This window comes from Catenovulum maritimum, from assembly GCF_001050375.1.
Taxonomy (GTDB): domain Bacteria; phylum Pseudomonadota; class Gammaproteobacteria; order Enterobacterales; family Alteromonadaceae; genus Catenovulum; species Catenovulum maritimum.
This window is the reverse complement of the sequence record NZ_KQ130486.1, coordinates 1-13,185: the sequence shown is the minus strand read 5'-3', so window position 1 is coordinate 13,185 and position 13,185 is coordinate 1. Positions and strand designations below refer to the sequence as shown.

Here is a 13,185-nt window from a genome sequence, read left to right as displayed (position 1 = left end):
GAAATTCAATTTAGTTGATTATCTTTTACTAAAGTTCACATTTTAATTTGAGCTAGCTCGAATTAATCGACCCACATTTTTTGTAAGAATTTTATTTCTTCAATTCTACCTGTTTTAGGGTCTTTAATTTGGATGAAGAAGCGAAATGTTTCTTCATTGGCATATTTTAGCTGGCTTAAATAATAGATAGCGTCTTTTTCGTCAACTTCAACAAAATCTAGAGATTTATTTGTACCCACTAGGTTCTGTATTTTTCCTGTCACCTTTACTTTAACTGGGATTCGAGTCTGGTTACTTATATCGATGACGCTGATATTGACAAGGGCTCTATTGTTGGCCCGAGTTAATTTTAAGGCTTTTGCCGTACTCGCTTGAATAAAGGTTGAAGGGAAAGCGATATGGTTGATTTCCCAATTGCCCCTGATAGTTTGGTTGGGGTTTTCGTTAGCCATTACCCCAAAACTAATAAAGCATAGAATGATGCTTAAACGTTTTAATATATTCATATTTAGCTCACAAATAGACGGTGTGCCCATTAGATAGAACCGCTTAATAATATTTTAAAAAATTGAATTGCGATAATGGCAACCAGTAAAGATAAATCTAAGCCGCCCATATCAGGTAATAATTTTCTGATAGGCTTTAAGAATGGCTCTGTTAATTGGTGCAATAGCATTTCTGCTGGGTTATAGCCTTGACTAAACCAGCTTAAAATAGCTCGAATAATTAAAATCCAAAACGCTAAGTTAAGGAATTCTCTAGCAACATCAAATAAACTCACGATTAACAAAGTGACAGGGTTAGGCGCTTGGTTATTGACTAAGTACAATACGATTAATTTAGTAAAGCTGACGATGACAGCTAAAACTAAAGCCGCGACATTAAATTTACCAGCAGAAGGTAAAAATAGTTGTAACGGTTTTAAGACTGGATTGGTTGCTTTAACGATGAATTGGCAAATTGGGTTGTAAAAATCAGCTCTAACGGCCTGAAGCCAAAACCTTAGTACAACCACCATTAAAAATAAGCCAAATAGTGTATCAATCAGAAAATTAATCGCCTGCATTGTTAGTTCCACTTTAAATTTAAATGAGTACTTTCGCGCGTGTTGATTGTTAAGAATGTTTGTTTGAACATAAAATCAAACACGCCCTAATCTTAGTTGTTTATTATGGGGACTAAAATTGATATTTAAATCGTTTTAGCCATTTCTTCTGCTCTAGCAATCGCTGCGTCCATCGCTTTTGCAGTTATTCCGGTTAAATTAGAATCGTTAAAGCTATTGAGTGCCGCTGCAGTTGTACCACCTTTAGAGGTTACATTTGTTCTTAACTGAGCGATACTAATGTCATTTTGTCGGACCATTTCTGTAGAGCCTGTTGCGACCTGACTCACTATCTCTCTGGCCGCTTCTGGTGAGAAGCCTAATTCAATCGCTTTAGATTCCATACCTTCCATAAATAAGAAAAAGTAAGCCGGTGCACTTCCAGCTAATGCTGTAATTTTATCTATGCCCGATTCTTCTTCTACCCAAACTGTCTTACCAACGGCTTGCATAATTTCTTCTGCTACTTGCTTTTGCTCTGCTGAAACTGCAGCTGACGCATATAAGCCAGTCATGCCAAGTCCTAATAAGCTAGGTGTGTTAGGCATAGTACGAACCACTGCTGTTGGCGTTACCAATAGCTCTTCTAAACGAGAAACGGGTAAACCAGCTGCAATTGAAATGAATAGCTTATGACTAAAAATGGACTTATCAATTGAAAGGTCGCCTAACATGCCGGCCATCATTTGTGGTTTGACGGACAAAATGATGACATCAGCTTGTTCAATCGCTTGGTTGTTATCTGTCGTTGTTTTTATAGAATGCTGAGCAGAGAGTGCATCTAATTTTGGCGTAGAAGGATTACTCGCGATAATATTATCTGCTGGGTAACCATTTTTTACTAAGCCAGCAATGATACTTGCCGACATGTTTCCTGCGCCAATAAAAGCAATTGTTTTTTGTGTCATGTTTCTCTCTTTAAATTTTGTTTATATATTAGGGGGACTTAAGCGTCTGAGTAGAATCAAAATCACCTAAAGTTAAAATGCAAGCTTGCTATGTCCTTTGACCAAATATCGCACTGCCTATGCGCACCATTGTACTACCGTTTTTAATTGCTTGCGCCATATCTTGGCTCATCCCCATAGATAAAGTGTCCACACTTGAATATTCTTGTTGCAAATTTTTGTATATTTCAAATAACTGGCTAAAAGCTTGATCTAGTTCTTGTTCATCTTTTGTTTTTGCAGGAATCGCCATTATGCCTCGTAGGCGTAAATTTGGTAAGGCGGAAATTTGTGCTGCTAGTTCACACACTGCTTCGGAAGTTAAACCAGACTTAGAGGCTTCATTTGATATATTAACTTGGATACAGACATTTAAAACCGGTAAATTGTCGGGTCTTTGGTCGTTTAGTCTCTGCGCTATTTTAAATCTATCAATAGATTGCACCCAATCAAAATGCTCCGCAACTTGCTTAGTTTTATTCGATTGCAGTGGGCCAATTAGGTGCCATTCTATCTCGGTTAAATCGCTTGCACTTTGAATCTTTTCAATAGCTTCTTGTACATAGTTTTCCCCAAATAGTCTTTGCCCAGAGTGATACGCTTCTCTTATCATGTCTAATGGTTTAGTTTTACTAACCGCTAGTAATTGGACATTGTGATTAGATGGTGAGCATGCGGCTATCTGGTTTTTAATATTTGCTAAGTTAGAAGTTAATTTAGACATTATAAACTGAGTTTTATCTATTCATTTTTAATTGTGTAATCATAATAATGAATTCGCCGACTAAGATCATTTTTATTTTAACCGTTTAATATTTATCCAATTTTCAATAAGGTTATGATAATCATCTAATTATTGTGCACTATTAGACTATTTTAAGTGGCATTAGACGTGCGAAAAAAGTGTTTTCTGCTATGTTATACAAATCAAAATAATAATTAAGTTTACAACTTGGAGTTATCATTATGGATATTACCGAACTATTAGCTTTTAGCGTTGATCACAAGGCTTCTGATTTACATCTTTCTGCTGGCGTACCCCCTATGATCAGGGTTGATGGCGACGTGCGTAAAGTTAATATTCCCGCTTTGGACCATAAACAAGTCCATCAGCTTATTTATGACATAATGAATGATAAGCAGAGAAAAGATTACGAAGAAAATTGGGAAGCTGACTTTTCGTTTGAGGTCCCTGATTTAGCTCGATTTAGGGTAAATGCATTTGTCCAAAATCGAGGCGCTGCAGCTGTGTTTAGAACGATTCCGAGTGAAGTTTTATCGTTAGAAGATATCAATGCGCCGTCTATATTCAGGGAGTTATCTGAAAAGCCGAGAGGTTTAGTTTTAGTAACCGGGCCGACAGGTTCAGGTAAAAGTACCACTTTAGCTGCTATGGTTGATTACATTAATGCGAATAAGCACCATCATATTTTAACCATAGAAGATCCAATCGAGTTTGTTCACCAAAATAAAATGTCTTTGATTAATCAAAGGGAAGTACATCGAGATACCAAGTCGTTTAACAATTCGCTGCGCTCAGCACTTCGTGAAGATCCAGATGTAATCCTAGTCGGTGAAATGCGAGATTTAGAAACTATACGGTTAGCTATGACAGCAGCTGAAACTGGGCATTTAGTCTTTGGCACTTTGCACACGACTTCAGCACCAAAAACAATAGATAGAATTGTGGATGTTTTCCCAGCGGCAGAAAAACCTATGGTGCGTTCAATGTTATCTGAGTCGTTACAAGCGGTAATTTCTCAAACTTTACTTAAAAAATCGGGCGGTGGCCGAGTTGCTGCGCATGAAATTATGGTGGGTACGCCTGCTATCCGCAATTTAATCCGTGAGGATAAAATCGCGCAAATGTATTCAGCGATACAAACTGGTATGCAGCATGGGATGCAGACTATGGATCAGTGTTTACTGGATTTGGTCAGTCGTGGATTGGTGACTCGTCAAGTTGCGCAAAGTAAAGCTGTGAATAAGCAACAATTTTAGGTGATTAAAATGCTGATTAGACCGTTTTTAGAAAAAATGAGCCAGCTAGGCGGTTCGGATTTATTTTTAACTGTTGGACGTCCAGCCTGCGCTAAAATTAATGGTGAAATGACAGAGTTATCGGATGTTGATTTAAGTCTAGAGCAAGCAAAAGAATATGTTTTAGACACTATGACTCTGGTACAAAAAGAAGAGTTTTTAGAAACTAAAGAATGTAACTATGCTATTGCGTTAGATGGTATTGGTCGTTATAGGTGTAATGCTTTTGTTCAACGTGAACAAGTCGGTATGGTTATTCGTAAAATCAATGTTGATATACCAGACGCAGATAAAATGGGCCTACCGCCTATTTTAAAAGATGTCATTATGGCAAAGCGCGGGTTGTTTTTATATGTTGGTGCAACCGGTACTGGTAAATCTACTGCGCTTGCTGCCCTGATTGGACACCGTAACAAAAACTCTCGAGGCCACATTTTAACGATAGAAGATCCAATTGAATTTGTACATGAACATGAGCAATCTATCATTACTCAAAGAGAAGTAGGGGTTGATACTGATTCTTTTGATGCTGCGCTTAAAAGCTCGTTAAGACAAGCGCCAGATGTAATTATGATAGGTGAGATACGTTCTGCTGAAATTATGGAATACGCTTTATCTTTTGCTGAAACAGGGCATTTATGTGTTGCAACGCTCCATGCGAATAATGCGAATCAGGCAATTGACCGTATCATGCACTTAGTTCCTAAGGATATGAAAGAAAAGCTATTGTTTGATTTGTCCTTAAATCTTAGAGCAATTGTGGCGCAACAATTGGTCCCTACAGTTGATGGTAATGGCCGAGTTGCTGCAATCGAAATTATGCTTAATTCTCCTTTAATTTCAGATTTAATCGCTAAAAATGATTTAGGCGGGATTAAAGAGGTGATGGAAAAATCGAAAGAGCTCGGTATGCAAACTTTTGATGGTGCTTTATTTGATTTATACCGACAAGGTAAAATTACATTAGAGAATGCACTTCATCATGCAGATTCACCAAATGATTTAAGGTTAAAAATTAAATTACAGAGTGAACAGCAAAAAGGTTCTGGTTTCTTTGACGGTGTGACAGTCGATTTTGATTAAGAAGATGTTAAGCCTTGAGCAAATCTCAAGGCTTAGAGCTAAATTAATATAAATAGCGATAATCAGCTGGAGATAAAAGCCATTTAGGCAAGGCAAGTTGGCACAGGCATAGTGGTTCTATGCTAAGCCAACTTAACGCAGAATAAATGGCTTTTAGCCCAGCCTTTTAGGAGCCTCACAGGCAGCTCACTTCTGTGTTGTATCATTTTGAAAGGTGCCTACATTCCTGCAATGATACGCCTTGAATTGAACTGTCTGTGATGGCTCTGATACTCGCAATTTATATTGATTTAGCTCTATTTAATCGGATAGAATTATTTATTTAATTGTTTTAATTTTTCTCTCAACACGTAATTAACCATATCTATCTCAACGCCTTCTTGTACAGATTCAACTAACTGGTCGATAACATCCATTTTGTATGGGCCACCAATTAACATTTTTTTGATTTGCAATAAATCACGTCTACAAGCGGTTGGTGCATATTTAAATGCTGTATCTAAGTCTGTTACTTGACTAAACTCTAGTGCTTTAGTCAGTGCACATTGAGAGTACCTTTGTTTTATGTTCTGGAACTCAGATGACTCAGTAAATTGTTGAGAAGGTGGTAATATTTTCTGTTGGGCATTAGCTGTATTTAAAAACGCTAAGGTTATTAACGATAATGCAATTAGATTTTTCATTTCTTTACCATAGGGTTAAAGTGTAAATTAATTAGCTTTGAGTATTTACGACGAGTTTGGTTCAGTGTAACAGAATAACGGTAGCGCTGTAATAGTTTTGGCTGAAAATTGGTTTTAAGTCACAATAATTTTTTTATAAAAAATATTTAGGTTTCATATGTTTAATCCCGAACAAATTGATATTTTAAGCTCGGTCATTTTTGTCAGTGTGTGGTTTGGCTATGCTTTATTTGCAAAGAAAATGGCGAAAAAAACAGAGTCTTTGTCTAGTGTCTTGATTATTTTTAGAATTGAGTGGATGAATCGGCTGATTGAAAGAGAAAACCGAATTTTAGACGCTGCTTTAATGGGAAATTTGGAAAAAAACATTAATTTTTTTGCATCAACAACCCTGCTCATTATTGCTGGTGCATTAACAGCCCTTACCTCGGCAAAGTCGATTCATGAAATTGTACAAATAGTGCCTTGGGTATGGCCGCAATCAATCCATATTATTCAATTTAAAGTTTTGGTGATTATTGTTATTTTGATTTATGCTTTTTTTAAGTTTACTTGGTCTTTACGTCAGTATGGCTTTGCTTCTGTCATGATAGGTGCAGCACCAAATATAGATGATACAGACGCAACTGAAGACATGAAGTCTACTTTTGCATTAAATGCAGGTAAATTAATCGATCAAGCACAACATAACTTCAATAGTGGGATGCGTTCGTACTATTTTACCCTTTCAGTCGTTGGTTGGTTTATTCACCCGTTATTATTTGTTTTCTTAGCGTTAGTTGTGGTTAGGATTTTATACATTCGTGAATTTGCGTCACGTTCACTCAAAACACTAGTGGACGGCTTGAGTATGACGCGTTATCACTTGAATAAAAAAAAGTAAACATGACCTGCTTACTGTAAAATGGCTGCAAGCGCTTTGACGCGGTGATGATATGTTCAGAGGGGCGTTGTAAATAACAAGCCCAGTCCTGTAATGAAGTTTACAGGACTAAATAACTTGTTGAACTTAGTGATTAGTTTACCGATGGGTTATTCGGGAAGTTTAATTTCAATACTTTATAAGTATTTTCTACCATGTCAGGTAATTCTAACTGTTTATAGCTTTCTAACATCATTTCTAATGCTGTTTCCATTTGTTGTGTTTTATCAAAATTTTCAACAACGTATTTGGCTCTATTTGCTGCTGCTACATAAGCCCCACGGCGCATGTAGTATTCTGCAACTGCCAATTCGCTTTTCGCCATGAAGTCTTTTACATAAATCATTCTTTTTCTAGAATCGTTGGCATATTTACTATTTGGGAAATCAGTTACTATGGTATTAAAGTCGTTAAATGCTTCTCTATGCTCAGTAATATCGCGGTCAAACCTATCAATGCCAACCATTTCTTGTAAAGCATTACTCGCGGCTTTTATATTGGTTAATCCACGCATGTAATAAGCATAATCAATGTCTGTATGATTCGGATTTAAACGAATGAATCTATCGATAGAAGCTAATGCTTGGCTGGTATCGTCAGTTTTGTAATAAGAATAGATTAAATCTAATTGAATTTGGTGTGAATAAGGACCAAATGGAAAACTGGCATCCAGTGCAGCTAATATCTCTGCGGCTCTTACGTAGTTACCTTGCTTTAATAAGTCTTTAGCTTCAAGGTATTGCGCTTCTACTGCTGATTGTTCTGAAACGACGATTTCATCGGGTGCAGAAGAACATCCAGATATAAATAAAATAGAAAAAACTGCCGCTATAATTGTTTGTTTGAAGTTCACTTCACTTCCTCTTGTTTAAATAATTATGTGAGTTACGGTTGTAACAAGGTACAATTAGCTTATTTGGGCATTCTAACCTAGGGTTAGCTAAGTTGCACCGTTTATTCAAATTCAATAAATGAATTGCACTCGTTCTAAGTTCATTTTTGCCATATTTTTCAAAATTACAGCTAGAGATACTTAATGTTAGAGCATATTTCACTATCAGGAACCATAGCAGAACATTCTACTGGTCATCGCTTAGATCAAGCTTTATCCGATTTGTTCCCTGAATATTCAAGATCACGTATAAAAGAGTGGTTATTAGCAGGGCATATCAAAATTAATGGTGAGGTTGCTACTAAGCCAAGAGAAAAAGTCTACGGCGGCGAGCAGGTTGAAATTGAAGCTGAAATTACCGTAGAAGTAGAAGCTCAAGCTCAGAATATTGCGTTAGATATAGTATACGAAGACGATGATATTATTGTTATTAATAAACCAATGGATTTGGTGGTTCATCCTGGCGCAGGGAATAAAGATGGCACAATTTTAAATGCATTGCTGCATCACTACCCTGAAATAGAACAAGTGCCAAGAGCGGGTATTGTTCATCGTTTAGATAAAGATACAACAGGATTAATGGTTGTCGCTAAAAATTTGATTGCACAAACTTCTTTGGTTTCTCAACTACAAGATAAAACTGTAACTAGAGAATATGAAGCTATTGTTTTAGGTAATTTAACTGCGGGTGGTCTGATTGATGAGCCAATTGGACGTCATCCAACTAAGCGTATTCTACAAGCTGTTGTAGCTGATGGAAAACCAGCAGTAACACATTATCGTGTCGCAGAAAAATATCGTGCACATACTCGTATTCGATTGCGTTTAGAGACGGGGCGAACACACCAAATTCGTGTACACATGTCAAACATGAAGCACCCACTTGTGGGGGATTTAATATATGGTGGTAAAGCAAGACCACCTAAAGGTGCAAGCGAAGAGTTAAGAGAAGCATTACGTCAATTTAGACGCCAAGCTTTGCATGCTGTGATTCTTGAGTTAGAACATCCTGCGACTGGTGAATGGATGCAATTTGAAGCACCTGTGCCAGAAGATATGGTTAAAATTGCTGAAATTTTACGGCAAGATACGCGTGAACATGGCTTAAATGAGCTCTAATTAAGTTAAGCCAAAATATGTTTGTCCCAAATTGGCAAGTTCCTAACCAAGTAAAGTCATTACAAACCACTCGACAGGGTGGTTTTAGTCGTGCACCTTACGATAGTCTAAATTTAGGTAATCATGTTGGCGACTCTGAACATGTGGTGAGTCAGAATCGCAGGTTAATTAAAGCGCCTCAACCTATCCAATGGTTAGAGCAAGTGCATGGCGATACGATACATGAGCTAACTCCTAATAGTTTCTCCATTCAGCCAGTCGTTGCGGACGCAGTTTTTACTCGCGAAAAACAATTAGTTTGCGCTGTTATGACAGCTGACTGTTTGCCGATACTTATCACTGACAAGCAAGCATCGTTTGTGGCTGCAATTCATTGTGGTTGGCGGGGTCTTCAGCAAAGATTGATTAGTAAAAGTTTAGCAGTGATTAACCCTAATAACCTTAGTAATGTTCAAGTATGGTTAGGACCAGCAATTGGCGAGTTAGCTTTTGAAGTTGGTGAAGAAGTCAAAAGCGCTTTTACGCAAATATCAACTGAGTATGAATCTGCATTTCTTGCCAAGGATGATAGTAAATTTTTAGCGAATATTTATTTATTAGCACAAATCGAATTGAACAAACTTGGCGTGCAGCAGATTAGTAGCGACTTCGAATGTACTTTTTCTCAAACTGAGAAATATTTTTCGTACCGTCGTGAAACAGTAACAGGTCGTCAAGCCAGTTTGATCTGGATCGAATAATTTTATTAATTTTCTTAGCATCACTTGATATTTAATTTTTCAAATCCCATTTAGACACTATAGAAATTTTTATTGTGGGTAGTGACGATGAGATTAGATAGATTAACCAGCCAATTTCAAATTGCGATTTCAGATGCGCAATCGCTTGCGCTCGGAAGAGATCATCAATATATAGAACCAACTCACTTAATGTATGCTTTGTTAAACCAAAGTTCCGGTTCTATCCGTAATGTATTAAATCACTCCGGAATTAATATCACAGAGTTGCGCTCTGCTTTGTCTGAGGCTTTAGATAAAATTGCTAAAGTAGACGGCATAGAAGCTGATGTTCAGTTATCTCGCAACATGATTGCCTTATTCAATATGTCAGATAAATTATCGCAAAAGCGAAAAGACAAATTTATTTCATCTGAGATATTTATTTTAGCTGCAGTTGAAGATAGTGGAGAATTAGGCTCTATTTTAAGAAGAATGGGCGCCTCTAAAGAGTCAGTTGAAAAAGCGATAGAAATTGTTCGTGGTGGGCAAAGTGTTGATGATCCAAATGCAGAAGAAAAAAGGCAAGCACTTGAGAAGTTCACTTTAGATTTAACAGCAAAAGCGGAGCAAGGTAAGTTAGATCCTGTTATTGGTCGTGATGATGAAATTAGGCGAACCATCCAAGTTTTACAGCGTCGGACTAAAAACAACCCAGTTTTAATTGGTGAGCCAGGTGTTGGTAAGACTGCGATAGCTGAAGGTTTAGCTCAGCGAATCATTAATGGAGAAGTGCCTGAAGGTCTAAAGAGCAAAAGAGTTTTGTCGTTAGATATGGGCTCTTTAGTTGCTGGCGCTAAATTTAGAGGTGAATTCGAAGAACGGCTTAAATCTGTCTTGAGTGAATTGGCAAAAGAAGAAGGTCAAGTCATTTTATTTATAGACGAATTGCATACTATGGTTGGCGCAGGTAAAGGTGAGGGTGCCATGGATGCCGGTAACATGTTAAAACCAGCACTCGCAAGAGGCGAACTCCATTGTGTTGGCGCGACGACTTTGGATGAATACCGCCAATATATTGAAAAAGATGCAGCCCTAGAAAGACGCTTTCAAAAGGTTGTAGTCGATCAACCAAGTGTGGAAGATACCATTGCTATTTTACGTGGCTTAAAAGAAAGGTATGAACTTCACCATTCAGTTGAGATTACTGATCCTGCCATTGTTGCAGCTGCATCGTTATCACATCGTTATATTTCCGATCGACAATTACCAGATAAAGCGATCGATCTAATTGATGAAGCGGCTTCGAGTATTAGAATGCAGATCGATTCTAAACCAGAAGAATTAGATAAACTCGAACGTAGAAGTATTCAGCTTAAATTGGAACAAAGAGCACTACAAAAAGAACGGGACGAGGCAAGTAAAAAACGTCTAGCCATTATTGAAGATGAACTTGCAACGATTAATGATAAATTCCAAGAATTGGATGAAATTTGGAATGCTGAAAAGGCTGCACTACAAGGTACTCAAAATATTAAAACTGAGCTAGAGCAAGCTAGACAAGATCTTGATATTGCAAGAAGAGCCTCTGATTTGAATCGAATGTCAGAGTTACAATATGGAAAAATCCCAGCATTAGAGCGTCAACTGGATCTAGCTGTTCAAGCAGAAATGCAAGATATGAGTTTATTGAAACATAGAGTGACAGATGTTGAAATTGCCGATGTGCTGTCAAGGTGGACAGGTATACCTGTTGCTAAAATGCTCGAAGGAGAAAGAGATAAACTTCTGCATATGGAAAAAGATTTACATAAGCGTGTAATTGGGCAGGATGAAGCAGTAAGTTCAGTCGCTAATGCGATTAGGCGTTCAAGGGCAGGCTTGTCTGATCCTAACAAACCGATTGGTTCATTTCTCTTTTTAGGTCCAACTGGTGTAGGTAAAACGGAACTATGTAAAGCATTAGCGAATTTAATGTTTGATTCTGAGTCGTCAATGGTTCGAATTGATATGTCTGAGTTTATGGAAAAACATTCAGTCGCTAGGTTACTTGGTGCGCCTCCTGGTTACGTAGGCTATGAAGAGGGTGGATATTTAACAGAAGCGGTTCGAAGAAAGCCTTATTCCGTCATCTTATTAGATGAAATAGAAAAAGCACATCCAGATGTCTTCAATATCTTGTTACAGCTTTTGGATGATGGACGTTTAACTGATGGGCAAGGCAGAACGGTAGATTTTAAGAATACAGTGATCATAATGACTTCTAATCTTGGCTCGGATGTTATTCAAGATCATATGGCGAAAAATGAATCTATGGAAGGGCTGAAAAAATTAGTTATGGATGTCGTGGGTCTTCAATTTAGACCTGAGTTTATTAATAGAATTGATGAAACAGTTGTATTTCATCCGTTATTGTCTGAACATATTAAACAGATTGCGCGGATTCAATTGACTCATTTACAAGCTAGATTAGAACAGAAAGGTTATGGCTTTGATGTAACGGATAATGCTTTGTCTAAATTGGCAGAGGTTGGCTTTGATCCCGTGTTTGGCGCTAGACCACTTAAACGTTCAATTCAGCAAGAAATTGAAAATCCATTGGCCCAAGCTATTCTGTCTAATCGCCTACCGACAGAAAAAACCATTGTTGTTGATGCAAAAGATGATAAATTAGTATTTAAATCTAGGGCATAATGACAAAACTTATAAAGTGCGGTTTTCGTTCTAGATTAAACCGCACTTATTTATTCATACTCTTACTAGGTATTTATGACTGACATATCTTCGGAAAAACAAAAATCAAAAGGGATCTTTCTACTCCCAAATCTTTTAACCACAGCGGGCTTGTTTTCAGGTTTTTACGCTGTGATTGCTTCAATGAATAATCAATTTGAAAGTGCGGCTGTTGCTATTTTCATCGCGATGATCTTTGATGCATTAGATGGCCGTGTAGCGAGAATGACAAATACTCAAAGTGCATTTGGCGCAGAATATGACAGTATGGCGGATATGGTATCTTTTGGTATAGCCCCCGCTTTAGTTGCTTATAACTGGGCGCTTGCGGATTTAGGTAAAATTGGCTGGTTAGCTGCATTTATATATACAGCGGGAGCTGCGCTTAGGCTAGCTAGATTTAATACGACAGTTGACACTGCAGATAAACGATACTTTAAAGGTTTAGCTAGTCCTGCCGCTGCTGCCATTGTTGCGGGTATGGTTTGGGTTGGAACAGAATATAATATTGATTTGTCTAGTTTTGGCATTGTCGCAACTGTCATTACAGTATTATGTGGTTTACTAATGGTAAGTAACTTTAGATATAGTTCGTTTAAAGAAGTTAAGTGGAAACAAAAAGTACCTTTTATTAGTATTCTAATTATTGTGTTAGCTTTTGTTGTTGTCGCAACAGAACCTGCTTTAGTATTATTCAGCATATTTTCGTTATACGCGATTTCAGGCCCTATAATTACATACAGATCGATTAAAGAGCTAAAAGCAAAAGAAGCCAGTGACGAAAATCAATAGATTAGTTTAATCTTTATTTATCCAGCTAAAAAGCTCAGTGATTGAAACTGGGCTTTTTTACTTTTTAGGGCGGTATAAATAGAAAATAGCTTTAAATTTAAACTTTCTGTGTGCTTTTTAAGCAATCAATTGGTTGGTTTTAATTTAATTACA

At 37.3% G+C, this 13,185-nt stretch carries 13 protein-coding genes; 7 read left to right on the top strand and 6 right to left on the bottom strand.

Annotation, left to right across the window (positions count from 1 at the left end; genetic code table 11):
* Positions 1 to 62 precede the first annotated feature (62 nt).
* The 4 genes from XM47_RS06585 to XM47_RS06570 all read right to left on the bottom strand — a co-directional run bounded on the left by XM47_RS06585 (position 63) and on the right by XM47_RS06570 (position 2,776).
* On the bottom strand, positions 63 to 506 hold the full coding sequence (locus tag XM47_RS06585) for a DUF4426 domain-containing protein (protein ID WP_077066504.1): 444 nt from the start codon (positions 504 to 506) through the stop codon (positions 63 to 65).
* 29 nt (positions 507 to 535) lie between these two features.
* Positions 536 to 1,066 (bottom strand): YggT family protein, encoded by a 531-nt coding sequence (locus XM47_RS06580; RefSeq protein ID WP_048690973.1) that lies wholly within the window; start codon positions 1,064 to 1,066, stop codon positions 536 to 538.
* 125 nt (positions 1,067 to 1,191) lie between these two features.
* Complete coding sequence (gene proC / locus XM47_RS06575) at positions 1,192 to 2,013, bottom strand: pyrroline-5-carboxylate reductase (RefSeq protein ID WP_048690972.1); 822 nt, start codon at positions 2,011 to 2,013, stop codon at positions 1,192 to 1,194.
* Between the two features lie 88 nt (positions 2,014 to 2,101).
* Complete coding sequence (locus tag XM47_RS06570) at positions 2,102 to 2,776, bottom strand: YggS family pyridoxal phosphate-dependent enzyme (RefSeq protein ID WP_048690970.1); 675 nt, start codon at positions 2,774 to 2,776, stop codon at positions 2,102 to 2,104.
* Between the two features lie 242 nt (positions 2,777 to 3,018).
* Between XM47_RS06570 and XM47_RS06565 the strand changes: the two genes are divergently transcribed.
* Positions 3,019 to 4,053: a type IV pilus twitching motility protein PilT gene (locus tag XM47_RS06565; RefSeq protein WP_048690968.1), complete on the top strand. Its 1,035-nt coding sequence runs from the start codon at positions 3,019 to 3,021 to the stop codon at positions 4,051 to 4,053.
* A gap of 9 nt (positions 4,054 to 4,062) precedes the next feature.
* Positions 4,063 to 5,175 carry a PilT/PilU family type 4a pilus ATPase gene (locus XM47_RS06560; protein WP_048690966.1) on the top strand — a complete coding sequence of 371 codons (1,113 nt, stop codon included), beginning with the start codon at positions 4,063 to 4,065 and terminating at the stop codon, positions 5,173 to 5,175.
* Positions 5,176 to 5,489: 314 nt separating this feature from the next.
* Here the strand turns inward: XM47_RS06560 and XM47_RS06555 are convergent, their stop codons facing one another.
* The gene (locus XM47_RS06555) at positions 5,490 to 5,858 is read right to left on the bottom strand and encodes a hypothetical protein (RefSeq protein ID WP_048690965.1); all 369 of its coding nucleotides are present in this window, start codon (positions 5,856 to 5,858) and stop codon (positions 5,490 to 5,492) included.
* Positions 5,859 to 6,015: 157 nt separating this feature from the next.
* Between XM47_RS06555 and XM47_RS06550 the strand changes: the two genes are divergently transcribed.
* Entirely contained in the window at positions 6,016 to 6,741 is a 726-nt protein-coding gene (locus XM47_RS06550) for a DUF599 domain-containing protein (RefSeq protein ID WP_048690962.1), read from the top strand.
* Positions 6,742 to 6,874: 133 nt separating this feature from the next.
* Here the strand turns inward: XM47_RS06550 and XM47_RS06545 are convergent, their stop codons facing one another.
* A complete protein-coding gene (locus XM47_RS06545) occupies positions 6,875 to 7,633 on the bottom strand; it encodes an outer membrane protein assembly factor BamD (RefSeq protein WP_048690961.1) in 759 nt (252 codons plus the stop codon).
* Between the two features lie 183 nt (positions 7,634 to 7,816).
* On the opposite strand from XM47_RS06545, the gene rluD reads away from it, so the two are divergent.
* The 4 genes from rluD to pssA all read left to right on the top strand — a co-directional run bounded on the left by rluD (position 7,817) and on the right by pssA (position 13,032).
* A complete protein-coding gene (gene rluD / locus XM47_RS06540) occupies positions 7,817 to 8,791 on the top strand; it encodes a 23S rRNA pseudouridine(1911/1915/1917) synthase RluD (protein WP_048690959.1) in 975 nt (324 codons plus the stop codon).
* Between the two features lie 17 nt (positions 8,792 to 8,808).
* The gene (gene pgeF / locus XM47_RS06535; RefSeq protein WP_048690957.1) at positions 8,809 to 9,531 is read left to right on the top strand and encodes a peptidoglycan editing factor PgeF; all 723 of its coding nucleotides are present in this window, start codon (positions 8,809 to 8,811) and stop codon (positions 9,529 to 9,531) included.
* Between the two features lie 87 nt (positions 9,532 to 9,618).
* Positions 9,619 to 12,201, top strand: a complete 2,583-nt coding sequence (gene clpB / locus XM47_RS06530) for an ATP-dependent chaperone ClpB (RefSeq protein ID WP_048690955.1) — start codon at positions 9,619 to 9,621, stop codon at positions 12,199 to 12,201.
* 75 nt (positions 12,202 to 12,276) lie between these two features.
* Entirely contained in the window at positions 12,277 to 13,032 is a 756-nt protein-coding gene (gene pssA, locus XM47_RS06525) for a CDP-diacylglycerol--serine O-phosphatidyltransferase (protein WP_048690953.1), read from the top strand.
* The last annotated feature ends 153 nt before the right edge of the window (positions 13,033 to 13,185 follow it).

Excerpts from the sequence above, each read along its gene's own strand:
- XM47_RS06570 (WP_048690970.1), bottom strand. The coding sequence starts at position 2,776 with ATGTCTAAATTAACTTCTAACTTAGCAAATATTAAAAACCAGATAGCC.
- XM47_RS06585 (WP_077066504.1), bottom strand. The coding sequence starts at position 506 with ATGAATATATTAAAACGTTTAAGCATCATTCTATGCTTTATTAGTTTT.
- XM47_RS06560 (WP_048690966.1), top strand. The coding sequence starts at position 4,063 with ATGCTGATTAGACCGTTTTTAGAAAAAATGAGCCAGCTAGGCGGTTCG.
- clpB (WP_048690955.1), top strand. The coding sequence starts at position 9,619 with ATGAGATTAGATAGATTAACCAGCCAATTTCAAATTGCGATTTCAGAT.
- XM47_RS06565 (WP_048690968.1), top strand. The coding sequence starts at position 3,019 with ATGGATATTACCGAACTATTAGCTTTTAGCGTTGATCACAAGGCTTCT.
- rluD (WP_048690959.1), top strand. The coding sequence starts at position 7,817 with ATGTTAGAGCATATTTCACTATCAGGAACCATAGCAGAACATTCTACT.
- XM47_RS06555 (WP_048690965.1), bottom strand. The coding sequence starts at position 5,858 with ATGAAAAATCTAATTGCATTATCGTTAATAACCTTAGCGTTTTTAAAT.
- pssA (WP_048690953.1), top strand. The coding sequence starts at position 12,277 with ATGACTGACATATCTTCGGAAAAACAAAAATCAAAAGGGATCTTTCTA.
- XM47_RS06580 (WP_048690973.1), bottom strand. The coding sequence starts at position 1,066 with ATGCAGGCGATTAATTTTCTGATTGATACACTATTTGGCTTATTTTTA.
- pgeF (WP_048690957.1), top strand. The coding sequence starts at position 8,809 with ATGTTTGTCCCAAATTGGCAAGTTCCTAACCAAGTAAAGTCATTACAA.
- XM47_RS06550 (WP_048690962.1), top strand. The coding sequence starts at position 6,016 with ATGTTTAATCCCGAACAAATTGATATTTTAAGCTCGGTCATTTTTGTC.
- proC (WP_048690972.1), bottom strand. The coding sequence starts at position 2,013 with ATGACACAAAAAACAATTGCTTTTATTGGCGCAGGAAACATGTCGGCA.